General features: G+C 64.0%; 23 protein-coding genes, 1 tRNA gene and 1 rRNA gene. 14 read left to right on the top strand and 11 right to left on the bottom strand.

Translation table 11 applies throughout. The features are described 5' to 3' along the window. The first annotated feature begins 46 nt into the window (after positions 1–46). The 11 genes from rrf to MESCI2_RS0118095 all read left to right on the top strand — a co-directional run bounded on the left by rrf (position 47) and on the right by MESCI2_RS0118095 (position 12,518). Positions 47–161 (top strand): 5S ribosomal RNA (gene rrf, locus MESCI2_RS0118145). Between the two features lie 251 nt (positions 162–412). Continuing rightward, positions 413–489: transfer RNA gene (locus tag MESCI2_RS0118140), tRNA-Met, on the top strand. 667 nt (positions 490–1,156) lie between these two features. Continuing rightward, positions 1,157–2,188 (top strand): substrate-binding domain-containing protein, encoded by a 1,032-nt coding sequence (locus MESCI2_RS0118135; RefSeq protein WP_027037823.1) that lies wholly within the window; start codon positions 1,157–1,159, stop codon positions 2,186–2,188. 94 nt (positions 2,189–2,282) lie between these two features. Beyond that, entirely contained in the window at positions 2,283–3,818 is a 1,536-nt protein-coding gene (locus MESCI2_RS0118130; protein WP_027037822.1) for a sugar ABC transporter ATP-binding protein, read from the top strand. A 76-nt stretch (positions 3,819–3,894) separates the two neighbouring features. Next, positions 3,895–4,818, top strand: coding sequence for an ABC transporter permease (locus MESCI2_RS0118125; RefSeq protein WP_245270382.1), 924 nt, complete (start codon positions 3,895–3,897; stop codon positions 4,816–4,818). Positions 4,819–4,843: 25 nt separating this feature from the next. Next, positions 4,844–5,824, top strand: a complete 981-nt coding sequence (locus tag MESCI2_RS0118120) for a sugar-binding transcriptional regulator (protein ID WP_027037820.1) — start codon at positions 4,844–4,846, stop codon at positions 5,822–5,824. After that, entirely contained in the window at positions 5,821–6,816 is a 996-nt protein-coding gene (locus MESCI2_RS0118115) for an aldo/keto reductase (protein WP_027037819.1), read from the top strand. Before MESCI2_RS0118120 ends, MESCI2_RS0118115 begins: the two co-directional genes overlap by 4 nt. Positions 6,817–6,837: 21 nt before the next feature. Then, positions 6,838–8,535 carry a glycerol-3-phosphate dehydrogenase/oxidase gene (locus MESCI2_RS0118110; protein ID WP_027037818.1) on the top strand — a complete coding sequence of 566 codons (1,698 nt, stop codon included), beginning with the start codon at positions 6,838–6,840 and terminating at the stop codon, positions 8,533–8,535. Next, the gene (locus tag MESCI2_RS0118105; protein ID WP_027037817.1) at positions 8,526–9,368 is read left to right on the top strand and encodes a class I fructose-bisphosphate aldolase; all 843 of its coding nucleotides are present in this window, start codon (positions 8,526–8,528) and stop codon (positions 9,366–9,368) included. Before MESCI2_RS0118110 ends, MESCI2_RS0118105 begins: the two co-directional genes overlap by 10 nt. A gap of 22 nt (positions 9,369–9,390) precedes the next feature. Next, positions 9,391–10,905, top strand: coding sequence for an FGGY-family carbohydrate kinase (locus MESCI2_RS0118100; RefSeq protein ID WP_027037816.1), 1,515 nt, complete (start codon positions 9,391–9,393; stop codon positions 10,903–10,905). Continuing rightward, complete coding sequence (locus MESCI2_RS0118095; RefSeq protein ID WP_027037815.1) at positions 10,902–12,518, top strand: GMC family oxidoreductase; 1,617 nt, start codon at positions 10,902–10,904, stop codon at positions 12,516–12,518. Before MESCI2_RS0118100 ends, MESCI2_RS0118095 begins: the two co-directional genes overlap by 4 nt. Before the next feature lie 12 nt (positions 12,519–12,530). Here MESCI2_RS0118095 and MESCI2_RS0118090 read toward each other — a convergent pair whose 3' ends face one another. Then, the gene (locus tag MESCI2_RS0118090) at positions 12,531–13,448 is read right to left on the bottom strand and encodes a LysR family transcriptional regulator (RefSeq protein ID WP_027037814.1); all 918 of its coding nucleotides are present in this window, start codon (positions 13,446–13,448) and stop codon (positions 12,531–12,533) included. A gap of 132 nt (positions 13,449–13,580) precedes the next feature. Here MESCI2_RS0118090 and MESCI2_RS0118085 point away from each other — a divergent pair, with 132 nt between their 5' ends. Then, positions 13,581–14,219, top strand: coding sequence for a DsbA family protein (locus tag MESCI2_RS0118085; RefSeq protein ID WP_027037813.1), 639 nt, complete (start codon positions 13,581–13,583; stop codon positions 14,217–14,219). A gap of 41 nt (positions 14,220–14,260) precedes the next feature. Beyond that, entirely contained in the window at positions 14,261–14,872 is a 612-nt protein-coding gene (locus MESCI2_RS0118080) for an NAD(P)-dependent oxidoreductase (RefSeq protein WP_027037812.1), read from the top strand. Between the two features lie 25 nt (positions 14,873–14,897). On the opposite strand, the gene MESCI2_RS0118075 is transcribed toward MESCI2_RS0118080, so the two are convergent. From MESCI2_RS0118075 to MESCI2_RS0118045, 7 genes are all read right to left on the bottom strand, one after another. Beyond that, a complete protein-coding gene (locus tag MESCI2_RS0118075) occupies positions 14,898–15,680 on the bottom strand; it encodes a hypothetical protein (protein ID WP_155936630.1) in 783 nt (260 codons plus the stop codon). 107 nt (positions 15,681–15,787) lie between these two features. After that, positions 15,788–16,321 carry an L-2-amino-thiazoline-4-carboxylic acid hydrolase gene (locus MESCI2_RS0118070; RefSeq protein WP_027037810.1) on the bottom strand — a complete coding sequence of 178 codons (534 nt, stop codon included), beginning with the start codon at positions 16,319–16,321 and terminating at the stop codon, positions 15,788–15,790. Positions 16,322–16,384: 63 nt separating this feature from the next. Next, positions 16,385–17,161, bottom strand: coding sequence for an ABC transporter ATP-binding protein (locus MESCI2_RS0118065; RefSeq protein ID WP_027037809.1), 777 nt, complete (start codon positions 17,159–17,161; stop codon positions 16,385–16,387). After that, complete coding sequence (locus MESCI2_RS0118060) at positions 17,158–18,168, bottom strand: ABC transporter ATP-binding protein (protein ID WP_027037808.1); 1,011 nt, start codon at positions 18,166–18,168, stop codon at positions 17,158–17,160. The genes MESCI2_RS0118065 and MESCI2_RS0118060 overlap by 4 nt, the downstream gene beginning before the upstream one ends. Continuing rightward, complete coding sequence (locus tag MESCI2_RS0118055; protein ID WP_027037807.1) at positions 18,165–18,995, bottom strand: ABC transporter permease; 831 nt, start codon at positions 18,993–18,995, stop codon at positions 18,165–18,167. The genes MESCI2_RS0118060 and MESCI2_RS0118055 overlap by 4 nt, the downstream gene beginning before the upstream one ends. Continuing rightward, positions 18,992–19,978 carry an ABC transporter permease gene (locus tag MESCI2_RS0118050; protein WP_027037806.1) on the bottom strand — a complete coding sequence of 329 codons (987 nt, stop codon included), beginning with the start codon at positions 19,976–19,978 and terminating at the stop codon, positions 18,992–18,994. Before MESCI2_RS0118050 ends, MESCI2_RS0118055 begins: the two co-directional genes overlap by 4 nt. 267 nt (positions 19,979–20,245) lie before the next feature. Continuing rightward, the gene (locus tag MESCI2_RS0118045; protein ID WP_027037805.1) at positions 20,246–21,856 is read right to left on the bottom strand and encodes an ABC transporter substrate-binding protein; all 1,611 of its coding nucleotides are present in this window, start codon (positions 21,854–21,856) and stop codon (positions 20,246–20,248) included. 373 nt (positions 21,857–22,229) lie between these two features. Here MESCI2_RS0118045 and MESCI2_RS0118040 point away from each other — a divergent pair, with 373 nt between their 5' ends. Further along, entirely contained in the window at positions 22,230–23,420 is a 1,191-nt protein-coding gene (locus tag MESCI2_RS0118040) for a M24 family metallopeptidase (RefSeq protein WP_027037804.1), read from the top strand. 209 nt (positions 23,421–23,629) lie between these two features. On the opposite strand, the gene MESCI2_RS0118035 is transcribed toward MESCI2_RS0118040, so the two are convergent. The 3 genes from MESCI2_RS0118035 to MESCI2_RS0118025 are packed head-to-tail and all read right to left on the bottom strand — an operon-like array spanning position 23,630 to position 26,126. Then, complete coding sequence (locus tag MESCI2_RS0118035) at positions 23,630–24,046, bottom strand: cupin domain-containing protein (protein ID WP_027037803.1); 417 nt, start codon at positions 24,044–24,046, stop codon at positions 23,630–23,632. A gap of 6 nt (positions 24,047–24,052) precedes the next feature. Then, on the bottom strand, positions 24,053–24,916 hold the full coding sequence (locus tag MESCI2_RS0118030) for a phosphoenolpyruvate hydrolase family protein (protein ID WP_027037802.1): 864 nt from the start codon (positions 24,914–24,916) through the stop codon (positions 24,053–24,055). Positions 24,917–24,929: 13 nt separating this feature from the next. Further along, entirely contained in the window at positions 24,930–26,126 is a 1,197-nt protein-coding gene (locus tag MESCI2_RS0118025) for a Tm-1-like ATP-binding domain-containing protein (protein WP_027037801.1), read from the bottom strand. Between the last annotated feature and the right edge of the window lie 110 nt (positions 26,127–26,236).

Here is a 26,236-nt window from a genome sequence, read left to right as displayed (position 1 = left end):
CGGCCAATCGCTCAAAAAGCTTCTCGAACAACGTGCGTTTTGCCGACCTGGTGGTTATGGCGGAGCGGCTGCACCCGATCCCATTCCGAACTCGGCCGTGAAACGCTCCAGCGCTGATGGTACTTCGTCTCAAGACGCGGGAGAGTAGGTCGCTGCCAGGTCTGCCAAACGCACGTTGATCNCACATCCAAATCGGATGGAGAGAAATCTTCTCTTTATGAAATGGCCCGCCAAGGGATCACGGGCCGCGTAAGCGGCCCTTTCATTTGGTCAGCCATATACCTATCTGTAGGCCTCGGCTTACGTCCGATAAAGCAAGCAAACGCTTGCTTAGGAACGCAAGCAAGCGCTTGCTTAGATTAGCAAGCAAACGCTTGCTTAGATTAGCAAGCAAACGCTTGCTTAGAGGTGACGCGGGGTGGAGCAGCCCGGTAGCTCGTCAGGCTCATAACCTGAAGGTCACAGGTTCAAATCCTGTCCCCGCAACCAAACTTCACTAAACAAACAGCCCGCCTCGTGCGGGCTCTTTTGTATTCTGCCGTGCTGCCGGCCTCTCATCAGGCGCCCGCAAGCAGGCGAACCCCAGCCCCCAGACAAAACCAATCCTCTCCCCAAAACCAAAGCAAAAACAGCCCGCATGGCACAATGCCCGCCGGCCCTTTGCGTTCAAGGGACTGCCGAAGCTTCTCGGAATACTCCGGATGGTCCGAAGGCTGCCGTAAGCCGACGCAGCAGCTGACTTCTTGGCCAAGCGACATGGAGAGCGTCACGCCGCGCCCGGAACAGATGCTATCAGAGACAGGATCGGGGCTTCACGCGATAAACGCGGCCGGCGGGAGGGCACCACGCGAGCCCCTGGGTGCCGATACTCCAACCACACTCTCCGGGTTCGCGGCCAAAGGCCGGAAAGGCCTGCCTAGCCGGTACGGCACCTTGGTGGCCCGCGACCAGCTTCGTCGACCGGAACGTATGAATCCTCGGAAGGAAGGTCTTGAAATATATTTCACTATGTGAATTATATTGACAATGCGCGTCCGGGCTGTAATGTCCCGATTGTTGGCTTTCGGAGGAAGGTCGGCATCATCAAATCCATACGGCAGCGCTCGCCGAGTGCCTGCGACGGTCATTGAGGATGGCTTCGGCCAAGGGAGGAAACTTGCGCAAATTTCTGAGCACGCTCGCAATCGCGGCGGCTGCATCGACCTGCTTTGGGTCGATGCAGGTACGCGCCGAAACCCCTAACCCGTTCAAATGCGAGCCGGGTGAAAAATACGTCATGAACGTCATGGTCTCGGGCGTCGAATACTGGTTCCCGGTTTATGAAATGTTCAAGCAGGCCGGCCAGCAGTTCGGCTGCGAGACCGCCTATACGGGCACGCCGGAATACGACGTCAACAAGCAGATCGCTACCTTCGACCAGGCGCTGGCGCAGAAGCCGGCGGGCATATTGGTGCATCCGATGAACTCCGATCCGTTCATCGAGCCGATCGACCGTGCCATCGAGCAGGGCACCGCGGTGGTGACCTTCGCCGCCGACTCGCCGAATTCCAAGCGCGTCTCCTACATCACCTCCGACAACAATGCCGAAGGCACCTATGCCGCCGACGCCGTTGCCAAGGCGATGGACGGCAAGGGCGAATATGCCGTGCTGGAGAATCCCGGCCAGGACAACCACGACAAGCGCGTCAACGCGTTCGTTGCCCGCATGGAAGCCAAATGGCCTGACATGAAGCTCGTCGGCCGCGCCGCCTCGAACCAGGATCCGACCAAGGCCTACCAGGCCGTTCTGAGCCTGGCGCAGGCGCATCCTGATCTTGGCGCCGTGTTCATGCCGGAGGCCAACTCGGCCATCGGCGCTGCCCAGGCCGCCAAGGAAGGCGGTGGCAAGATCCGCGTCATGCTCGCCGACGTCAACGCCAAGATCCTCGACATGATCAAGGCGGGCGAGATCTTCGGCTCGGTCAATCCAAACCAGGGCATGCAGGGCTATATGGGCTTCATGCTGTTGTGGATGGCCAAGCATCCCGGCCTGATCGATCCGATGAACGACGCCAAGCGTTCGGGTTTCAACCCGATGAGCGTGCCCTTCGTCGACAATGGTTTCTCCATCGTCTCCAAGGACAATGCGGACGACTTCTACTGGGACAAGTACCTCAAGCGTCGCGGCACCAAGGGCATCGAGGAATAGCCTCTATCTCACCGCCCCGGCCTCGGTAAGGCCGGACCAACCGGGAAGGAGGCTTCGGCCTCCTTCCTCCCCGCAAGCATCGCAGGAGCACGGCGTGACCCAGGCGCCCATTCTTGAAATCCGCGGCCTGTCCAAGGCGTTCGGCCCGGTCAAGGCGCTGAGCGACGTACGGTTCGAGCTGCGGCGCGGCGAAATCCATGCACTGTGCGGCGAGAACGGCGCCGGCAAGTCGACGCTGATGAACATGATCGCCGGTGTATTGCAGCCCGACGAGGGCGACATCCTGATCGATGGTGAGCGTGTTTCGATCCACTCGCCTGCGGCCGCCCAACGCCTCGGCATTGCGCTTGTCCACCAGGAAATCGCGCTGTGTCAGGATGCGACGGTTGCCGAAAATATCTACATGGCCGCGATCAACAGCCGGCGCGCGCCGCTGATGAATTTCCAGAAGCTCTACGCTGACGCCCAGAAGGTCATGGACCTGCTCGCGCCCATTCCGGTGCGCACCAGGGTCGCCGACCTTTCCATTTCCAGCCAGCAGCTCGTCGAGATCGCCAAGGCGCTGACGCTCGACTGCAAGGTGCTGATGCTCGACGAGCCGACCGCGGCACTGACCGAAAGCGAAGCGCAACGCCTGTTCTCGATCGTGCGCGGGCTCAAGGAACGTGGCATTTCGGTGGTCTATATCAGCCACCGAATGGCCGAGATATTCTCGCTGTGCGACCGCGTCACTGTCTTCCGCGACGGCCGCTACGTGGCGACCGATCAGGTCGCCGCCGTTTCACCTGACGATGTCGTGCGCAAGATGGTCGGCCGCGAAATCACCCAGCTCTATCCCGACAAGCTGGCGCCGCAAGAGCCCGGGCGTCTGCTCCTGTCGGTCGAGGGGCTTTCCGATGGGCGCCGCTTCGCCGACGTCGATCTGCAGCTTCGTGCCGGCGAAATTCTGGGCATAGGCGGCCTGATCGGCGCCGGCCGCAGCGAGATCGCGCAAACGGTCTGCGGCCTCAGGCCAAGCACCTCTGGAACCGTCGCGCTCGACGGAAAGCAGCTCCGGCCGCGCAGCTATGGCGATGCGGTCAAGGCGGGGCTGGTCTATCTTTCGGAGGACAGGAAAGGCTCCGGCGTGTTCCTCGATCTGCCGATCGCGGCGAACATATCGGCGCTCGACCTCGCCAGGCTGACCGGGCGCCTCGGCCTGCTCGACCGCAAGGCCGAGGATCGTCAGGCGAAGGAACTGACCGGCAGGCTGGGCGTGCGCATGGCCGGCATCGATGCCACTGTGTCGACGCTGAGCGGCGGCAACCAGCAGAAGGTCGCCATCGCCAGGCAGCTGTCGGTCGATCCCAAGGTCATCATCATGGACGAGCCGACGCGCGGCATCGATGTTGGCGCCAAGGTCGAGATCCACCGGCTGCTGCGCCAGCTGGCCGGCAGCGGTGTCGGCGTCATCGTTATCTCGTCCGAACTGCCGGAGCTGATTGGCTTGTGCGACCGCGTTGTCGTGGTGCGCGAAGGCAGCATCGCCGGCGAACTCACCGCCAACGAGCTCGGCGAGGAAGCCATCATCATGCTCGCCTCGGGCGTCCAGGACAGTTCAAATCAAAGGCAGGCCCAGAATGTCGCCTAGGGAATCAGGAGAAGCGCTCGTGCACGCCGAGATCAAGGCCGCCGGGCGGCGCATCAATTTCGCTCAGCTCGCCTCGATGCGCGAGGCCGGGCTGATCGTCATCATCCTGGCGCTGTGCATCGCCATGAGCTTCGCCTCGCCGCACTTCCTGACATGGGGCAATTTCCGCGCCATGCTGATGAGCTTCTCCATCGAAGGCATCGTCGTCGTCGGCATGACGATCCTGCTCATCGTCGGCGGCATCGACCTTTCGGTCGGCTCGGTCGTGTGTTTCTCGATGGTGGTTTCGGGTGCGCTGTTCCTCGCCGGCCTCGACCCCTGGACGGCAAGCCTGATCGGCATTGGCGTCAGTGCGTTGATCGGCGCGGCCATGGGCTTCTTCGTCACGGTGATAGGCCTCAATCATTTCATCACGTCGCTGGCGGCCATGGTCATCGTGCGCGGCATGTGCCTGGTGGTCACCAAGGGCACGCCGCTGTCGCTGTTCACCCTGCCGCCGGCTTTCAAGGCCATCGGCCAGGGCAGTTTCAACAACATCCCCTATGTCATCCTGATCTTCGTCGTCGTGGTGGCCATCTTCGACTTCCTGCTGCGTCGCGCCACGGCCTTCCGCAAGGTTTTCTACACCGGGTCCAACGAGAAGGCCGCGCAGTTCTCGGGCATCAGGACCAATCAGGTGAAGTTCTGGGTCACGGTGCTGTGCTCGACGCTGGCCGGACTGGCCGGTGTGATCTACATGGCGCGTTTTGGCGCGGCGACGCCGACCTTCGGCGCCGGCATGGAACTCAACATCATCGCCGCAGCCGTCATCGGCGGCGCTTCGCTCAATGGCGGCTCGGGCACCATCTTCGGAGCGATCCTCGGCATGGCGTTGCTGTCGGTGGTGACGAGCTCGCTTATCCTGCTCGATGTCTCGGTCTATTGGCAGGACATGATCAAGGGATGCATCCTGCTGGCGGCGGTGTCGATCGATCACTTCCTGCACCGCAAGAAGTCCTGAACCTCAAAGGCAGCGAAGCAAGACCATGGCTCCTCCCAACACACGCGACGACATCGCCGCTGTTCGCCAGATGCACCAGGCGCTTGTCCTGCACTATGTCGAAGGCAAGACCCAGGCCGAGATCGCCGGGGAACTCGGCATCTCGCACGCGACCGTCAACCGGTTGATCAAGCGCGGTCACCAGCTCGGTCTTGTCGAGATCAAGATCAAGTCGCCGATCGACCATCTGGTCGACCTGGAAGCACGGCTGGTTGCGCTGGGCGGCATCGAGCGGGCGATGGTGGTGCCGTCGGTCTCCGAAAATCCGCACACCGCCCTGCAGCGGGTCGGCGAGGCGGCGGCTGGGCTGCTGCTCGACACCATCAAGGACGGCGACACGATCTCGATCACCGGCGGCAAGGGCGTCAGCGCGCTGGTCGCCGGTCTCAAGCCGGGGCGCCGATACGACGTCGAGATCATTCCCGCAACCGGCCTGGTGCAGGGCAAGCACTACACCGACGTCAACCACGTCGCCTCGCTGATGGCCGACAAGCTCGGCGGCCGCGCCTATCAGATCCATGCGCCGCTGTTTGCCGATACCGCGCAGCAGCGCGAGATGCTGATGGGCATCAGCTCCGTCGCAGACGTGTTTCGCAAGGCGCGCGAGGCCGATGTCGCTGTGGTGGGTGTCGGCTCCATCCTGACCGACGATTCCAGCTATTACGACCTGCATCCGTCCTCGAATGCCGATCGCCAGGCGATCGAGAAGTCAGGGGCGACAGGCGAGCTGCTCGCTCATCTCATCGACCGCCAGGGCAAGCTCTGCAACTACTCGCTCAACCGTTCGCTGGTCTCGTTGACGCTGGACGAGTTTGCGACCATCCCGCGCTCGATCGGCATCGCAAGCGGCCCCAGCAAGGTCGCGCCGATCCTCGCCGCTCTGCGCGGCAACCATCTCGACACCATCGTCACGGACGAGGCCACGGGGCTCCAGATCCTCGAGCTGGCCGAACAGGAGGCAGCATGAATTCTCGACAGATCCAGCGGCAGATCGGCAAGTCCGGCATATCGGCGTCGGCCATGGGCCTGGGCACCTGGGCGATTGGCGGATGGATGTGGGGCGGCACCGACGAGAAGGAGTCGGTCAGGGCGATAGAAGCCTCAATCGACGCCGGCCTCAGCCTGATCGACACAGCGCCGGCCTACGGTCTTGGCCGCAGCGAGGCGATCGTCGGCACCGCCATCAAGGGCAAGCGCGACAAAGTGGTGATCGCGACCAAATGCGGGCTGAACTGGCATTCGGGCAAGGGCGAGCATTTCTTCGACCAGGACGACAAGCCTGTGCATCGCTATCTCGGCGCCGACGGCATCGCCTATGAGGTCGAGCAGAGCCTGCGGCGCCTCGGCACCGATCATATCGACCTCTACATCACCCATTGGCAGGACCCGACGACCCCGATCGCCGAGACGATGGCCGTATTGGAAAAGCTCAAGGCAGCCGGCAAGATCCGCGCCATCGGCGCCAGCAATATCAGTGCCGAGGATCTCGGCCATTATATCGACGCCGGCCAGATCGATGCGATCCAGGAGCGCTATTCGATGATCGATCGCGAGATCGAAGGCAGCCTGCTGCCGATCACTTGCCGCCATGACATCGCTACGCTCAGCTATTCGTCGCTGGCGCTGGGGCTGCTCACCGGCACGGTCGACCCCGGCCGCACATTCGGCGGCGACGACCAGCGCAAGGATAACCCGCGCTTTTCCACGGCCAACCGGCAGAAGGTGGCAAAGCTGAAAGAGGCCATCGCCCCTATCGCCGAGAGCCACCAGGCGTCGACGGCGCAGATCGTCATCGCCTGGACGCTCGCCCAGCCGGGCATCACCTTCGCGCTGTGCGGCGCGCGCAATCCCGAACAGGCGCTCGACAATGCACGGGCCGGCGAGATCACGCTTGCGGCAAGCGAGCTAGCGGCGATCGACGCCGCGGCAGCCGCGCATCTCACCGCGATGGATGCCTGAGCAAAAAAGGCAACAGCCCCGATGAACCGTAGCCATACGTTAGCCGGTCTGCGCGACCGGCCTGATATCGCCGTGCTCGTCATCGGTGGCGGCATCAACGGCATCAGCGTCTTTCGCGAACTGGCCCTGCAAGGCGTCGATGTCGTGCTGGCGGAAAAGGGCGACTATTGCAGCGGCGCCAGTGCCGCCCTGTCGCGCATGGTGCATGGCGGCCTGCGCTACCTTGAAAACGGCGAATTCAAACTGGTGCGCGAATCCCTGCTCGAACGCGACCGGCTGCTGAGGAATGCGCCGCACTATGTGGCTCCGCTGCCGACGACGGTGCCGATCTTCGACATTTTCTCCGGCCTTGCCAACGGTGCGGTGCGTTTCCTCGGGTTGACGCGGCGGCCCAGCCGGCGCGGGGCGCTGGTCATCAAGGCCGGGCTGGCCATGTATGACCTTTTCACAGCCGCACGGCGTTTGATGCCGACGCACAGGTTCAGGGGGCGCGCCGAAACCCTGAAGACATGGCCGGCGATCAATCCGGCGATCCGCAATTCGGCGACCTATTACGACGCCTGGGTGAGCCGGCCCGAACGCCTCGGCCTGGAGATGCTGCTGGACGCCACGGCGAGCGCGGCGAACGCTCGCGCCTTGAACTACGCTCAGGTGTCGTCAACCGGCGACGGCCTTGTCATCACCGACACACTGACGGGCGAGGAACTGCCGGTGCGGGCGCAACTGGTCATCAACGCCACCGGCGGCTGGATCGACCTGACCAACAAGGCCATCGGGGCAACGGCGCAGACGATGATGGGCGGTACCAAGGGCTCGCATCTGATCGTCGACAACGCAGAACTGTTCGACGCGCTCGGCGGCCACATGGTCTATTATGAAAACGAGGACGGTCGCATCTGCATCCTGTTTCCCTATCTCGGCAAGGTGCTGATCGGCTCGACCGACATCCGGGTGGACGATCCGGACAAGGTCCGTTGCGAGGGGGACGAGCAGCTCTACATCCTGCAGTCGCTCGCCTTCGTCTTTCCCTCGATCAAGGTTACCGACGACCAGATCGTGTTTCGCTTCGCCGGCGTGCGCCCGTTGCCCGCCAGCGAGGACAGTTTTACCAGCCGAATACCGCGCGATCATTTTTGCGAGTTCGTAGAAGCGAGCGGGCATCTGCCGGCGACACTGTGCATGATCGGCGGCAAGTGGACCACCTTCCGTTCGTTCGGAGCGCTGGCCGCCGATATGGCGTTGAAGCGGCTCGGCCTAGCGCGCAGCAAGGGCACGCAGGACATGGCCATCGGTGGCGGCCGCAATTTCCCCGCCGATCCGGACGCCTGGTGCGCGTCATTCGCCGCCGAGCATGGCCTGCCGGTCGAGCGGGCGCACACACTTCTGCAGCGCTATGGCACGTCGGCCGAGGATTTCGTCACGCACCCGGCGGGCGAGCAGATGCTGCCCCGGTCGGATTACTCGGCAAGCGAGATTCACCACATCATCGAGCGTGAGCAGGTCGAGTGCCTTGCCGACCTGTTCCTGCGCCGCACCACCATTGCCATTTCGGGCGGCCTCAGCTTCGACCTCATCAACGCCGTTCTCGACCTGCTGGCGGCGCACAAGGGCTGGAGCACCATTGAGGCCGCCACTGAGCGCTCGACCTTCCTCACCTTGCTGGCCGACCGGCACGGCATCGATCTCCAGACGCATCAAAGGAGCGCCCTATGCGCGTAAACAAGAAAGTCCGCATGAACCGTCTGTTCGGCGGCGGCCGCTGCCTCGACGTCGCCATCGATCACGGCGTCTGCAACGAGCCGAGCTTCCTTGCCGGACTCGAAGACATGGCCGGTGTGGTCAACCAACTGGTCAAGGCCGGCCCCGACGCCATCCAGATGAACTACGGCCAGGCCGATCTGCTGCAGGCCGTGCCTGGCAAGGACAAGCCGGCGCTGGTGATGCGCATCGACATGGGCAATCCCTATAACAGGATACGCCACCGGGCGATGTGGGCGGTGCTGCAGAACGAAGCCGAGCCCTTGCTTGGCGCCATCGAGATGGATGCGGCTTGCGTCGTGGTCAATCTGTTCATGCTGCCCGACGAGCCGGACCTGTTCCGGCAATGCGTGCAGAACATCGCCCGCGTGCGCGCCGATTGCGAGAAATACGGCCTGCCGCTGATGATCGAGCCGCTGGCCATGCTGCCGGTCGCAGAGCATGGCGGCTACATGGTCGACGGCGATGCCGAAAAGATCGTCACCTTGACCCGGCTTGCCCGCGAGATGGGTGCCGATATCGTCAAGGCCGATCCGACCACCGATCCCAACGACTTCCACCGCGTCGTCGAGGCGGCGCGCTGCCCGGTGCTGGTGCGCGGCGGCGGCAAGGAGGATCTGCGTGCCGTGTTCGACAAGTCGGCCGCCTTGATGGCACAGGGTGCGCTTGGCATGGTCTATGGCCGCAACATCTACCAGCACGCCAACCCGAGCGCTGTCGTGCGCGGGCTGATGGCGATCATTCACGACGATGCCGATGGCGGCGTGGCCTGGGACCTGTACAACCAGGCATAGGCTGCGGCCTCGGGAGGCGCCAATGGCAAGCTACATCCTCGGCCTCGATGCCGGCAACACCGTCATCAAGGCCATCCTCTTCGACTTGTCCGGCCGCGAACTGGCATTCGCCGCTCGTGACGGCCGCTCATCCATGCCAAAGCCCGGACATGTCGAACGCGACCTCGACGAACTCTGGCGCAACGCGGTTTCGGTCATCGGCCAATGCATTGCTGAAGCCGGTATCGACGCCGGCGAGATCGTCGCCATCGGCTGCGCCGGCCATGGCAACGGGCTCTACGCGCTCGATCGCGATGGTGCGCCATTGATCGGCATCCAGTCGCTCGACACACGCGCGGTCGATATCGTCGCCGAATGGGCAAAACAGAATGTCGGCGACCGCACCTATGCACATTGCTTGCAACGGCCGTGGGCGGCGCAGACGCCTACCCTGCTTGCCTGGCTCAAGCGCTTTTCGCCGGCCTTGTTCGCCAACATCGGAACTGTGTTCCTGTGCAAGGATTTCGTCGTCAACCGCCTGACAGGTGCGCGCAGCAGCGACACTTCAGACATGTCGGGCTGCGGCCTGCTGCAGATGCAGGATCGCCGCTACGAGCCGGACCTGCTTGCCGCCTACGGGCTCGGCGATTGCATGGACCTGCTGCCGCCAGTGCTGGAATCGGCCGACATTGCCGGTCATGTCAGCGCGGAGGTGGCGGCCCTGACGGGACTGCGCGCCGGCACGCCGGTCGTCGCCGGGCTGTTCGATGTCGTCGCCAGCGCGGTCGGTTCGGGTGTGACCAGAACCGGTGCCGCCTCGGTCATCGCCGGCACCTGGAGCATCAACCAGGTCATCACCGACGAACCGATCCGCGACCCCTCGATTTTCATGCTGTCGACTTTCGATCGCCAGCGCTATCTGGCGATCGAATCCAGCGCGACCTCGGCCGCCAATCTCGAATGGATCGTTCGCGAATTCCTCGAACATGGCGGCGAAGCCGGCAAGTCGCCGTTCGAATTGTGCAGCGAACTGGTGGCGTCCGTCGATCCGAACAGCGACATCCCGATCTATCATCCCTTCCTCTACGGCTCGCAGCAGAATGGCCATGCACGGGCCGGCTTCTACGGCATCGCCGGCTGGCATAGCCGTGCCCATCTGCTTCGTGCGCTGTTCGAGGGCGTCGCCTTCGAGCATAAGCGCCATGTCGAGACCTTGCACAAAGCGGGCGCTGATTTCGACCAGGTGGTGCTGTCCGGCGGCGGCTCGCGCAGCAGCGTATGGCCGCAGATCTTCGCCGATGTGCTCGGCGTGCCTGTCACCGTGGCGCGCAGCCGCGAAACCGGCGCGCTGGGAGCGGCGATCGCGGCGGGCACCGGCGTCGGCATTTTCGCGGACTACAGCGCAGGTGCCGCCGCCATGACGGCGGCCGCCCGACATTTTGTACCCGACGAGGCGGTTGCCGACGCATATGCGGGACGGTATCGACTGTACGGCGAGATCAACCAGGCGATGACCCCGATGTGGGAGCGCATCGCCGGACAGCAGGCGCGCACGTGACCGAAGCTTCACCGTCCCCGTTCGGCAGTTACGATTACGTCATCGTCGGTGCGGGCTCCGCCGGCTGCGTGCTCGCCAACCGGCTCTCCGCCGATCCGCGCAACAATGTGCTGCTGCTCGAGGCCGGCGGCAGCGACCGCTATCACTGGGTCGATATCCCGATCGGCTACCTCTTCTGCATGGGCAACCCGCGCACCGACTGGATGATGAAGACCGAGCCGGAAGCCGGTCTCAACGGACGCAGCCTCAACTATCCGCGCGGCAAGGTGCTCGGCGGCTGTTCATCGATCAACGGCATGATCTACATGCGCGGCCAGGCAGCCGATTATGATGGCTGGCGCCAGGCCGGCAATGCCGGCTGGGGCTGGGACGACGTGTTGCCCTATTTCCTCAAATCGGAAGACTATCACGGCGGCAAAGGCGCCATGCATGGGAGCGGCGGCGAGTGGCGGGTCGAACGGCAGCGGCTGTCATGGCCGATCCTTGACGCCTTCCGGGACGCGGCCGAGGAACTAGGCATTCCGCGCACCGAAGACTTCAACACCGGCACCAATGAAGGCTCGGGCTATTTCGAGGTCAACCAGAAGAAGGGCGTCCGCTGGAACACCTCGAAGGCCTTCCTGCGTGGCATAGCGGCGCGCAAGAACCTGCGCGTGGTGCTCGGCGCGGAGACCGAACGGCTCGAATTCGACGGCCGGCGCGTCACCGGACTGGTTTTTCGCCAAGGCGGCCGCCTGCACCAGGTCCGCGCTGGCCAGACGATCCTTGCAGCCGGCGCCATCAATTCGCCGAAGCTGCTCGAACTGTCGGGGGTGGGCCGCCCCGATCTGCTCTCGGGCATCGGCGTGGATGTTCGTCATGCCTTGCCAGGCGTCGGAGAAAACCTGCAGGACCATTTGCAGATCCGCACCGTCTTCAAGGTCGCCAACACTGCGACGCTCAACCAGCGCTACCACAATCTGGTCAGTCGCGCGTCGATGGGGCTGGAATACGCGCTCAAGCGCAGCGGGCCGCTGTCGATGGCGCCAAGCCAGCTCGGCATCTTCGCCAGGAGCGATCCTCGCCTCGTAACGCCCGATCTCGAATACCATGTGCAGCCGTTGAGCACCGACCGTCTGGGCGAGCCGCTGCATCGCTTTCCCGCGGTCACCGTCTCGGTCTGCAATCTGCGTCCGGAAAGCCGGGGCAGCGTGCACATGGGTTCAGCCGACGCGCGGGAGGCGGCGAAGATCCGGCCGAACTATCTTTCCACCGAGGGGGACCGCAGCGTGGCCGTAGCGTCGTTGCGCCATGTCCGCAGTCTGATGAGGGCCCGGGCGGTGGCACGCTTTGCGCCGGAAGAGATGCTGCCCGGCACGCAGTATGACAGCGATGAAGAACTCATCCGCAAGGCCGGCGATATCGGCACGACGATCTTCCACCCCGTCGGCACCTGCAAGATGGGTTCGGATACGATGGCGGTGGTCGACGAGGCCCTGCGTGTTCACGGGCTTGGCGGGCTGCGCGTGGTCGATGCCTCGATCATGCCGACAATCGTTTCGGGCAACACCAACTCGCCGGTCGTCATGATCGCGGAAAAGGCAGCCGAGATGATCCTGCAAGAGGCCCGCTGACCGCCATCGGCTTCAAGCCGTGGCAACACCGCGCGATCGCCGTCTCTCGGCCGCCGCCAGCAGATCGACGAAGGTGCGCACCTTGGCGGGCCGGAACCGGGCCGGCGGAAAGACCGCGTGGATGCCGCCTGACGGCAGGCTCCAGTCGGCAAACACCGGCACCAGCCGCCCCTCGGCGATATCGTCGCTGACGCTGTAGTCCGGAAAGACGCCGAGCCCGATGCCGGCGAGCACGCAAGCCAGGGCAGCCGGGCTCTTGTCGCACATGATCACCGGATTGAGTTCGGTCAGCACCGTTTCGCCCTCCCTGGAAAACAGCCATTGGCCGATGCCGCGCAACTGGGCGTTGCCGACCCAGGCCAGCGATCTTGCCTGGCGCGGCGTCACGTCGGGCGGCAGGCTCGCGGCGAAGCCGGGGCTCGCCACCACGATCTGCCGGATCGTCCCCAGGCGCCGCGCCTGGTTCGAGGAATCGGCGAGCCAGCCGACGCGGATGCCGAGATCGATCTGCTCGTCCACCAGATTGCTGACGGCGTCGTCGAAGATCGCCTCGACGCGCATATGCGGATAGGTTCTGAGATAGGCCGCCATGACCGGAGCCACCATCTTGGTGCCGTAGTCGAGCGGCGCCGTCAGCCTCAGCGTTCCGCTCGGTTCGACGGCTCCGCGCGAGATTTCGCCATAGGCAGCCTCCGCTTCGCGCAGGATGATCATCGCGCGGTCATAAAAGAGGCGACCCTCTTCGGTCGGCGTGACACGCCGGGTCGTGCGCTGCAGCAGCGTTGCGCCCAGTTCCTCCTCGAGCTTGCCGATCTGATGGCTGACCACGGCCTTGGCGACGCCAAGCCGGTCGGCCGCGGCAGTGAACGAGCCGGTTTCCATCACCGTGGTGAAATAAGCCAGCCGATTGAGGTTCAGAAGTTCGGCCAAGCTGGCTGCCCTTTTGTATGATCAGATCAGACAGTTTGTATAATTGGGGGCCATTTATCGCAAGGCCGCCGTCTGCCACATATGAGCGACGGCCTCGATGAGTCCGGTAGCCGGACAGGAATGGCAGCGACTATGAGCAATTCAGAAGTGACCTATCTTTTCGATCCGCTCTGCGGTTGGTGCTATGGCGCCGCCCCGATGCTCGACCGGTTGTCGGCCACCGGCGTGCGCGTCGAACTGCTGCCGACCGGCCTGTTTTCCGGCGCCGGCGCGCGTCCTATGGATGAAGGTTTTGCGGCGCACGCCTGGGCGAACGACCAGCGCATCGAGCGCCTGACCGGGCAATCCTTCACGCCGGCCTACCGGCACAATGTCCTCAATGTCCGTGGCACCCTGCTCGACTCACATGCCGCCACACTCGGCATCAGTGCCGCTGGCCTGGAAGACCCTAGCCGCCGGTTTGCGGCGCTGAAGACGATCCAGCATGCGCGCTATGTAGAGGGACGCGATGTCGTGACGATCGGCGGTGTGGCCGAGGTGCTCGCCGCCGCCGGCATGGCGGACGCCGCCGAAATGCTCAAGGCGCCGACTGAAACATTGCTGACGGCTCATCGCGATCTGGTTGGCCGTGGCCGTGCGCTGTTCCAGCGCCTGCATGCCGATGGCGTGCCTTCGCTGGCGGTCATCCGCAACGATGCGCCCCGGCTCATCGGTTCGAACGCACTGTTCGGCAGCTTCGACAATCTCGTCGCCCATATCGCGGCGGCGTGATCTCAGCCTCCAGACCCCCAACAAGAAACAAGGAAACAGTCATGGCAAAAGTCGCTCTCATTGGTGCATCGGGCGCCGTCGGTTCGCGCCTTCTCAAGGAACTCTCCGATCGCGGCCACACCGTCACCGGCATCGCGCGCAACCCGGAAAAGATCGCCGCGCTTCCGGGCGTGACGGCCAGGAAGGGCGATGTCTCCGACAGACAAGGTCTCGCGGACCTGATCCGCGGCCATGACGCGGTGATCAGCTCCGTGCATTTCCTGGACAGCGACGCCGATACGCTGATCGAGGCGGTGCGCGCCTCCGGCGTGAAGCGCTATCTCGTCGTCGGTGGCGCCGGCAGTCTCGAAGTCGCACCGGGCAAGCGGCTGGTCGATAGCCCCGACTTCCCGGCGATCTACAAGGCAGAAGCGCAGAAGGGCGCCGACTTTCTCGACAGATTGAAGACGGTCAGCGACCTCGATTGGACGTTCCTGTCGCCATCCGCCATGTTCGTGCCTGGCGAGCGCACCGGCAAATTCCGCCTCGGCAAGGACACGCTTCTCGCCTCTGACAAGGGCAGCAGCATTTCCTTCGAGGACTACGCGATCGTCATGGTCGACGAGATCGAGAAGCCGGCCCACATCAGGCAGCGCTTCACCGTCGGCTATTGAGCGGGCGAATGGTGGCGGCCGAGCCTCAATCGAGGCCGGCCGACGCCAGCCGCATCAGCGCTTCACGGACACCGACACGCCGGTAGGTCTCGGTGACGAGCCCGTCCTGCCTCAACGCCTCGCGACGGCGTTCGACAAAGGCACGTTCCTCGCTGGTCAGGTCGTGCTCTCGCTTGCGGAGCCATTCCTGGTAGGACGGATCGACCTCCTTGACCGGCTTGGCCGCCGTCGAAACCGAAGCCGGGCGGTTGTCGGTATAGCGAGGCCGCAAGGCACTGTTGGGGTTGTATTCGGTTCGCTTGTCGTTGCCTGAAATGACGAGGTCGGGATCCGAAACCCGGCCCGACGGGCTGTAGACGAATGCCGACACAATCCGGTCGAGCGTCGCATCGACTTCCTTCGGCCGGTGCACGACGTCTCGCGGCTGGCGATCGGGGACGGCAAGCCGGGTGATGCCACGATCGTTGATGGCGTCAAGCACCTCACGATGATCGCGCGAGGTGATGACCTCGCGCCGGGCCGGCCAGAAATCATAGGGCGCGTGCGCGCCATAGCCCTTGCCGATATGGAAGGCATAGATTTCCGGATAGACCGTCAGCTCGCTGCGGCGGCTCGGCTTGACGTCGTAGAACGCGGTGATGGCGATCTGCAGCAGATGGGTCGCGCCGATGCCGCCAAGCGCGTCGTCGATCACCAGGCCGAAACGGTCATGCGAGTTCCAGTCCGGCAAAGCCTCGGCGATCGAAGCGGGCCTGCCGTCGATCTCGACATCGAACATGTTCGCTTTCAACAATGTCACGACGTGCACTATTGTCCCTCCTCGATGAGGCCGCCGATTCGTGATGCTCGATAAGAACAAGGAAGGGGCTCGCTGTCACCTTGTTCGGCTTCCGCCAACAGCATCGCTAATTCCCGTCAGTTCGAAGAGGCGCGGCCCTCATCCATGCTGGCTCTGTTTGTCAGCGCGATATGACAGCAGCCGGAGCCGTGGCCCGGCGTCCAGGTGACATTGTCGAAACCCACCCCAGTCGCCTCGAACAGGCCGCGGTCGAAGGCGCCGGCAATGCGGCAGAGCGTGGCGAGTTTTTCGTCGCCAACACCGGCTTCGACCCAGGCGTCCTTCAGAGGACAGCGCTTCACCTTGAAGGCGATGCGGTTATCGCTGCGTTCGACGTCGGTCGGATACATCAGGCCGCCATCCGGGCTGACGGCGAGGAGGAAGGCTTCGCCGATGGCGCGTGCGTCATTGGAGCCAAAGCTGGCGAAGGCGGCAGCCGCGACTTCCTTGCCGCGCTGTTCGATGGCGCGGATCATGATCGCTTCGGCCTGTTCGGCGCCCAGCTCGCCGGTCAGCTCGTCGAGGAACAGGCGGTAGAGATCGGCGCGGTTGCGGAAGGCGGAATCGAGTTCGCGCGACAGTTTTTCGGCTCTGGCTTCGGCGTCGGTCATGTTGTTTCCTGGTTTGTTGTTTGACCATGATCTTGTCCGAAAACCGGATCCCACTTTTCGGGATCATGGTCCGGTCCGGTTCAATCTCGGTGCTGCCGCCACCAGCGCCTTGCCAATGGCCGATTGCGGTGCGTCGATGACGGTTCGGGCGTCCCCGTTTTCGGCAATCCGGCCGGCATCGAGAAGGATGACGCGGTGGGCGACCGACCTGATGACGCCGAGATCGTGTGAAATGAAGAGATAGGCGATCTTTTCCTGGCGTTGCAGGTCGAGCAAAAGCTCGAGGATCTCCCCGCGCACGGAGACGTCGAGCGCCGACACCGCCTCGTCGAGCACGATCAGCGACGGCTTCGTGGCAATGGCGCGGGCAATGGCGACGCGCTGCCGCTGGCCGCCGGAGATTTCATGAATGGCGCGTGGAGCGAGGTCTGCCGTCAGCCCAACCCGCTCCAGCAAGGCGGCGATGCGGCGCGGGCGCTCGCCGCGGGAGGCGATGCCATGGATGCGCAAGGGGTCGTCGAGCACGCGCGCCACCGTGGCGCGAGGGTTGAAGGCGGCCAATGGGTCCTGGAACACCATCTGCAGGCGTGCGCGGCGTGCTCGTAACGCGGCGCCGCTCAAGGCCAGGAAATCACCGCCCTCGAAGTCGATGCGTCCGTCGTCCGGCTCGATCAATCGCAGCGCCAGCCGCGCGATCGTCGACTTGCCGCTGCCGGAAGGTCCGGCCAACGCCAGCGTTTCGCCGGGGTCGATGTGAAAGGAGACATCGTCGACGGCAGCGATGGTCTTGTTGCCGCGACGGTAGCGCTTGGTCAGGTTGGACACCGCCAGCAGGGTCATGCGCGGAGCCTTGCTCGGTTCAGCAGCGGCCTGGTGTCGAGACCGATATGGGCGTCGAGCAATGCGCGCGTATAGGGCTGGGCCGGGGCGCCGACAATCTGCGCCGTCATGCCAAGCTCGACCAGTTGGCCATGACGGAAAACGGCGATGCGCTCGGCAAGCTCGGCCGCCAGCGCGATGTCATGGCTGATGAACAGCAGCGTCATGCCGTCCTCGGTCACCAGGCGTCGGATCAAGGCGACGATCTCGGCCTGCACGATGGTATCGAGCGCGCTGGTCGCTTCGTCGGCGATTAGCAATTTCGGACCGGCCGCAATGGCTGCGGCGATCGCCACACGCTGCTTCTGGCCGCCGGAAAGTTGGTGCGGGAAGGCGCGCAAGGCCGAGTCCGGGTCCGGTAGGCGGACGCGCTCCAGCAGGCCTTTGGCCCTGGCGTAGGACTGGGACCAGGTGAGGCCGAGATGCGTGCGCGCTACTTCGGCGATTTGCTTGCCGATGGTCATGACAGGATCGAGGCTGGCGGAGGGGTCCTGGAAGACGAAGCCGATGTCGCGGCCGAGGCGGGGGATGTGGCTCTGTTTGGAGGCGGATTTTTGCGATCTGCACTCTATGAGGCCCCCCTCTGTCCTGCCGGACATCTCCCCCTCAAGGGGGGAGATTGCGCCCTTATTTCCGCCTTCGCCAATCACCAACGTTGCAGGAGATGAGCCGACAGCGAAACTGCCAATCTCCCCCCTTGAGGGGGAGATGTCCGGCAGGACAGAGGGGGGCGCCTTGGCACCCAACGAGGACAGAAACCAATCGATGCGACCACCAATCTTGGCGGAGCCCGGCAACAGCCCGGCAATGGCCAACGCCAGCGTGCTCTTGCCCGAGCCACTTTCGCCGATGATGGCCAAGCGCTCGCCAGCCTCTATATCGAGGCTTACACTCCTTAGCGCTGCCACCTCGCTGCCGTCGCGGCGGTAGGTCACCGTCAGGTTGCGGATCAAAGCGAGCGCGGTCACGACAGGCCTCTCCTGACCGCCGTCGTCTCGACGATGCCTTCACCGGCGAGATAGACGCCGAGGACCGTCAGCACCAGCGCTATGCCCGGGACGATCGACAGGAAGGGTGCGGTGCGCAGCACGGCTCGGCCTTCGGCGATCATGCCGCCCCAGGTCACCCGGTTGGGATCGCCTAAGCCGAGGAAGGACAAGGCCGCTTCGGTGAGGATCGCGGCGGCGACGATCACAGATGACATCGCCAGCACCGGTGGCAAGGCATTGGGCAGCACTTCGCGAAAGGCGATTGCCAGCGGGTGCATGCCGATGACCCTGGCCCCGGCGACATAATCGCGTTCGCGAATGGAGAGGACTTCCGCGCGGGCGACCCGAGCAGGTCCGGTCCAGGTGCCGAGCGCGATGGCAATCACGACGACGCCGAGCGACGGTCCGACGACGCTGACGAAGGCCAGTGCCAGCAGGAAGCTCGGCACGGTCTGGAAGGCGTCGGTGATGCGCATCAGCACCTCGTCGACGAGGCCGCCGGCAAAGCCGGCCAGCGTGCCGACCACGGCGCCGACGACAAGTGCGGCCGCCGCAGCGGCGAGCCCGACAGCCAGCGATGTGCGGGCGCCATGAAAGAGCTCGGCCAGCACGTCGCGGCCAAGCCGGTCGGTGCCGAGCGGCAGCGACCAGTCCTGGAACGGCGGCAGCAGCGCCGGTCCGGTAATCGCCTGCGGGTCACCTGGGAACAGCAGCGACGCCGACAGCGCCATGGCGATCAGCGCCGCCAGGAGGATGGCGCCGGCGACCGCCTCGGGCGTGCGTAGAAAGCGGCGGAGCGGGCTCATGCGTCAGCCTCGCCGGCGCCGACGCGCGGATCGAGGAAGGCGTAAGCGATGTCGACGAGTAAATTGATGACGATGACCAGAACGGCGCTGGTGAGGATAATGCCGAGCAGAAGCGGCGTATCGCGGGAGGCGACTGCCTCCTGCGCCAGCCGGCCGAGGCCGGGCACGGAAAACACGCTCTCGATGACGACGCTGCCGCCGAGCATCTGCGCCGATTGCAGGCCGAGCATGGTGACCAGCGGCAGCAATGCGTTGCGGGCGACGTGGGCGAGCACGATGCGGCGGCGTGACAATCCTTTGGCGCGCGCGGCCAGCACGAAATCCTGCCGCCAGACCTCGGCCATGCCGGCGCGCATCATGCGCAGATAGAGCGCCAGATAGATGAAGCCGAGGGCGGAAACAGGCAGGACGAGGTGGATGGCGATGTCGGCGGCGCGATCAAGGCCGGTCTTGTCGGAAGCCAGGGTTTCGATGCCGCCGATCGGCAGCCAGCGCAGGTCGACGGCAAAGACGACGATCAGCACCAGTCCGAGCCAGAAACCCGGCACGGCATAGAGCGCCAGCGAGCCGATCGACAGGAAGCGGTCGCGGAAACTGCCCGGCCGTGCGCCGGCATAGATTCCGAGTGCCGAGCCGAGCCCGAAGGAGAGCGCGGTGGCGCTGACCATCAACAGCAGCGTGTTGGGCAAGCGCTCGAGGATGACGTCGCGGATCGGCCTGGAGAAGGTCACCGACTGGCCGAGATCGAGATGCAACAGCACCCAGAGGTAATTGGCGAGCCGCGTCAGCTCCGACTGGTCGAGACCCCAGCGATGACGCAACAGCTCGATCATGCCGGCGTCGCCGCCGGTCGAGACGATATAGGCATCGACCGCATCGCCGGGGGCAGCTTCGAGCAGCAGGAAGGTGCCGACGACGACGATCAGCAGCACGAAGATGCTGCCGACGAGGCGACGGCGGATGAGGGTGAGGGCGCGGGTCATGGGGGCGTCGGAGGCTTGGCACTGAGTCGCCCAAGAGAGATGTCGCGCCTGAGCGCCCCCCTCTGTCCTGCCGGACATCTCCCCCTCAAGGGGGGAGATCGGAAGTCATTTATGGTTTCGCCAATGTTCGACGCTGCAGGAAAATCAGCCGACGGTGCGGCCAGCCAATCTCCCCCCTTGAGGGGGAGATGTCCGGCAGGACAGAGGGGGGCCTCGTAGGGCTCAACGCCTACGCTGATTTCGCAAATTTTCATCCGCGCAATTCTGTCACGATTCCAAATACGTGTCCGCCCAGTTCGACACCGCCCAGCGCGGGTTGTTGGCGATGTTGCCGACCGTGTCGCGGGCGACGCTGATAAAACTCCATTCGGCGACGTTGATCAGCGGCAGGTCGGTGGCCACCTCCTTCTGGAACTCCTTGTAGAGGTCGGTGCGGGCTGATGCGTCGAGCGTCTCCGATGCCTTGGAGATCAGCGCGTCGAGCGCGTCGTTCTTGTAGCCGCCCTGGTTGGAGAACGGCACGCCGTCCGGAATGCCGCTCTGCACCAGGATGGTGGTCGAGATCGCCGGGTCGCCGCGGAACACCGGCGGGCCGACCGCGAGGTCGAAGGCGTGGTCGGTGTAGACCGCCTTGATGTGCGCGGCCGAGTCGTTGTTGACCAGCTGAGCATCGATGCCGATGGCGGCGAGCGCCTGGCGCAGATAGTCGCCGAACTGCTTGGTCTCGTTGAAATAGGGCGCCGGCAGCAGTTTCAGCGTGAAGCGCTTGCCGTCCGGGCCTTTCTTGTAGCCGGCTTCGTCGAGCAACGCGTTGGCCTTGGCGACGTCGAAGGCATAGGTCGGCACATCGGCGGTGTAGAATTGCGGATCGTTCTTCGGCACCGGACCGGTCGCGGTGGCGGCATAGCCGAGGAACACCGTCTTGACGACGAAATCCTTGTCGATGGCATGCGCGATCGCCTGGCGCACCTTCACGTCGGCCAGTTCCTTGCGGCGATGGTTGATCTCGACGACAAGCTGATAGGTCAGCCCTTCGTAGCCCTTGGAGATCACCTTCAGGCCCGGCACTTTCGAGATGCGGTCGAGGTCGGCCAGCGGCACGGCGGAAAACGCCGCCAGCTGGATCTCTTCAGCCTCCAGCGCGCTCGCCGCGGACGTGCGATCCGGCAGCACCTGATAGATGATCTCGTCGAGATAGGGTTCGTCCTTGCCCCAGTAGTCGGTGTTTTTGGTCAGCCGGTAATATTGGCCGGCCTTGTACTCGCCGAATTTGAACGGCCCGGTGCCGATGGGCGCGTTGTTGGCCGGGTTGTCCTCGATCTTGCCGACCTCGTAGATGTGCTTCGGCACCACGCTGCTCAGCGCCGGCAGCGCGTTGCGGATCAGCTGGAACGGCGTCGGCTTGGCGAATTTGAACACGGCGGTGAGATCGTCAGGGGTGTCGACGCTGGCCAGATCCTTGAACACGGTGCGGCCGAGATTCTGCAGCGGCTTCCAGATCTGCAGCGCCGAGAAGGCGACGTCGGCCGAGGTGAACGGTTTGCCGTCATGCCATTTGACGCCGTCGCGCAGTTTGAACGTCACCGAGAGCCCGTCGGCGGCACCCTCCCAGCTCAGCGCCAGCCGTGGCGCGAGCCCGTCCTTGCCGTCGAATGAGGCTTCGGCCAGCGTTTCGACGATCTTGCTGGAGATGAAGAAGACGCCGTTGGAGGCGACGATCGCCGGGTTGAGGTTGCGTGGTTCGGAATCGGCGGCAAGCACCAGCCGCCCGCCCTTCTTCGGCGTCTGCGCCCAGCTAGGTGCCGGCATGGCGGTGGAGGCCAGCAGCATTGCCGAGCCGGCAAGCATCGTGCGTCTGGAAATCGTGAAACCTGACATGATCGAACTCCGTCCTCTCCGCGACCCGACCGGGTGCGCCAATACCCCTCGGACGCTGGCAAGCCCGCCAGCATCCCTTGTGGCGGCGATTATGAGCCTTGCCGAGGGTTTCGCCAGAGACGGAATTGGCGCATCCTCGCTTGGCTTTGAAATTTTCGTCCGCTGGACCAGTTTGGAGGAAGCCGGTCAATCCGATCAATCTGGTAGGACCAGATTGGCTTGATATGGAACGAATGACGATATGGTGACATCGAACGGTGCTGTTTTTCCCATTTCTGGCTGGACCAGAGTGGGCAAAATGGTGCAGATTTGTGCCAGCTAGGGGATCAGGAGCAAAACAGCCGGCGATCCCAGGCAATTCAGGGAGAGAGAGATGAACATTGCTCCGGGCAAGAATGCGGTCGGCAATATTCCGTTCGACCAGGCAAGGGTCGACCGGCTGATGGAGGAGGCCGGCATCGATGTGCTGCTCGCCACCTCCAAGCACAACACGCAATACCTGCTGGGCGGCTACAAGTTCATCTTCTTCGCCGCCATGGATGCGATCGGCCACAGCCGATACCTGCCGATCGTGGTGTACGAAAAGGGCGGGCCGGACCATGCCGCCTATATCGGCAACCGCATGGAGGGCGGCGAGCATCAGAACAACCCGTTCTGGACGCCGACGCTGCACGCCGCCTGCTGGGGCACGCTCGATGCCGCCAACCTTGCGGTCGAGCACCTGCAGAAGATCGGCAAGGCGGGCGCATGCATCGGCATCGAGCCTGGCTTCCTGCCGTCGGACGCCTATACGCTGATCCGCAAGGCGTTGCCGGATGCCAGGCTGATCGACGCGACCGACATGCTGGAGCGCATGCGCGCCATCAAGACCGATGCGGAACTGGAGAAGCTGCGCACGGCCTCCGAACTGATCACCGATTCCATGCTGGCGACCATTGCCTGGGCGCGCGAAGGCACGACCAAGAGCGAGATCATCGAGCATCTGCGGCGCGAGGAAACCAATCGCGGCATCCATTTCGAATATTGCCTGCTGACGCTGGGTTCCAGCCACAACCGCGCCGCTTCACCGCAGGCGTGGAAGCAAGGCGAGGTGCTGTCAATCGATTCCGGCGGCAATTATCATGGCTATATCGGCGATCTCTGCCGGATGGGCATTCTCGGCGAACCGGATGCCGAACTGGAAGATCTGCTGGCCGAGGTCGAGACGGTGCAGCAGGCGGCCTTCTCAAAAGTCAAAGCGGGCACGCTGGGCGGCGACATGATTTCGCACGCCGAGGGCGTGCTGAAGGCTTCGAAGGTTGCGCCCTACACGGATTTCTTCGCCCATGGCATGGGGCTGATCACGCATGAAGCACCATTCCTGATGACCAACCACCCGGTGACCTATGAGGGCACCTATGCGGCCAAGCCGCTGGAGAAGAACATGGTGCTTTCGGTGGAAACGACCATGCTCCACCCGACGCGCGGCTTCATCAAGCTGGAGGACACGCTGGCGGTGACGGACGCTGGTCATGTGATGTTCGGTGATCGGGGCAGGGGGTGGAACCGGGGTGGGATTTTATAGAACCCAAGGCTGGCGCTGCCCCTCATCCGCCTGCCGGCACCTTCTCCCCGTATAGTGACGGGGAGAAGAGAGCAGCCGCGCCCTCGGCGCCTATTTGCGGCGTTGAAAACTAGCGAAAGCGCCGATGACTGCATCTTTCTCCCCGTCACTATACGGGGAGAAATGTCCGGCAGGACAATGAGGGGCAGCGCTACCCTAGAACAAGTTCATCACTGCCCCGCCGGAATCAGCCTGAAATCCGGCAGCTCGCGCAAGCCCAGTTCAGGCCCTGCCGGCGAATAGACGACGAACAGCTGCATCGGCCCGTCGCCGGTGTTCAGCGTCGAATGGAAGCGGCTTTCCGGCACATAGATGGTGCAGCCGGGGCCGATTTTTGCGACCACCGGATTGCCTTTTTCGTCCTCGACCATCTGCTCGCCATGACCGGAGATGACGAAGATGATCTCTTCCGCGCCCGGATGGTTGTGGCGCGTGTGGCCCTTGCCGGACGGCAGATCGACGACGCCGCCGGAAAAACGGGTCGCGCCATTCACCTCGGGCGCCACCGTCAGCGCCAATTTTCCCCAGTCGAAGCCGAAGGCGCTGACGTCCTTCGGGTAGACAAATACCTTGCTCGTGTCAGTCATCTCTCATCATCCCTTCTTTTTCTTCGTGGCCGTCCCGCCACCAAGTGTCACCGCCTTGAAATCAGCGGTCTGTTTGGCGATCGCCGCTTCCGCCGGCAGCCGTTCCATAGAGCTTGCGCCATAGAAGCCGTGCAGGCCCTTGGCATGGGAGAGAATGTAGCGGGCGTCGTCGGGCATCGAGATCGGGCCGCCATGGCAAAGCAGGATGACGTCCTTGCGCACCGAGCGCGCCGCGTTGGCGATGGCGTCGATCTCGACGACGCAGTCGTCGAGCGACTTGGCTGACGTGGCGCCGATCGAGCCGCCTGTCGTCACGCCCATATGGGCGACGACGATGTCGGCGCCGGCCTTGGTCATGGCGCGGGCCTCGTCCGGGTTGAAGACATAGGGGGTGGTCAAGAGGTCGAGCTTATGCGCCTCGGCGATCATGTCGACCTCGAGGCCGAAGCCCATGCCGGTCTCCTCGAAACTCTGCCGCATGCTGCCGTCGAACAGGCCGATGGTGGGAAAGTTCTGCACGCCGGAAAAGCCCATCGTCTTCAGCTCGGCCAGCAGCAGCGGCATGATGACGAACGGGTCGGTGCCGTTGACGCCGGCCAGCACCGGCGTGTGTCTGACCACCGGCAGCACCTCATAGGCCATTTCCTTGACGATCTCGTTGGCATTGCCGTAGGCGAGCAGGCCGGCGGCCGAGCCGCGCCCGGCCATGCGGTAGCGGCCGGAATTGTAGATGATGATGAGGTCGATGCCGCCGGCCTCCTCGGCTTTCGCCGACAGGCCGGTGCCGGCGCCGCCGCCGACGATCGGCACGCCCTTGTCGATCATTCCCCTGAATTTCTTCAATATGTCCTTGCGCGGTATGGCGGGCATTTTTTGAGATCTCTCACTGTCTGGCGATGTCGAGGAAGGCCGCTGTTGCAGCCTTGGCGAATTCCGGGTCGTTGATGTGGAGCGGAAGGCGTGTCACGCGGCGTGTGCCGTTCGGGTTGATGGTGCGCTCGATGGACGCGAACAGGACGGCGTCGGCTTCCGGGTCGAAGAAGGCGCCGCCCTCGATGTCGAGTGCCGAGACGCCTTTTTCCGGGATGAGGAGATGCACCGGCCCCTCGCAGCGGGCGAGCCTGTTGCCGATCCACTCGCCGATCGCACAGCATTCCTGCGCCGTGGTGCGCATCAGCGTGACGTTGGGATTGTGCTCGTAGAACAGCCGGCCGTGATGGTATTCCGGGATGGTCGAAGGCGCCCAGAAATTCACCATGTCGAGCGCGCCGACCGAACCGACATAGGGCAGCCTGGCGCGGGCGATGGCGCCGAAACGGTCCTCTGTCGCCGGCAGCACGCCGCCGAACAGCAGATCACAAACTTCGGTCGTGGTGATGTCGATGATGCCGGACAGTAGGCCGCTGTCGGCCAGCTTTTCCATGCTGCGGCCGCCGGTGCCGGTGGCGTGGAAGACCATGCAGTCATAGGTCGAACGGAGCTGGTCGGCGATGGCGGTCACGCAAGGCGTGGTGACGCCGAACATGGTGAGGCCGATCGACGACCGGCCGTCTGGTGGTGGCGCCGGGCTGGCCGCCATGCCTGATATGGCTTGAGCCGCATTGTGCAGCACGACACGGGAGAGCCGGTTCAGTCCGGCCATGTCGGTCACCGCCGGCATCATGATGATGTCGGAGACATCGACGTAGGGTGCGGTATCGCCGGAGGCGAGCGTCGAGACCATGATCTTGGGCAGGCCGAGCGGGAGGGCACGCATGGCCGACGTGACGATCGAGGTGCCGCCGCCGCCGCCGATGCCTATCATGGCTGCGATGTCGTTGCGCGATTGGGCAAAGCGGGCGAAGGCGATGCCCATCGCGGCGACCGCGGCGCCACGATCATTGCCGCCGAGCACGGCGTCACGGCCGCCGGGATGATGGTCGGCGATTTCCCTCGCGCTGATATCGACGGGGATGGTTGCGTCGCGCGTTCCGACATCGACACGACAAACCAGGGCGCCCGCAGCAATGATCGCATCGGCCAGGAAGGCGAGTTCCTCGCCCTTGGTGTCCGCGGTACCCACCACATAGATACGCTTCATTGCGCTCCCCCAATCCCGGCGGGCGCGATGCCGCCCCCAACGCTCATTGCCCGGGCCACTCGACGATGCGGACACCATTGCAAATTTTTGAGACGCGCGTATCGTATTGG

The sequence above is a fragment of the Mesorhizobium ciceri WSM4083 genome (assembly GCF_000519305.1).
Classification (GTDB): Bacteria; Pseudomonadota; Alphaproteobacteria; order Rhizobiales; family Rhizobiaceae; genus Mesorhizobium; species Mesorhizobium ciceri_B.
This window is presented reverse-complemented; position numbering and strand designations above follow the sequence as displayed.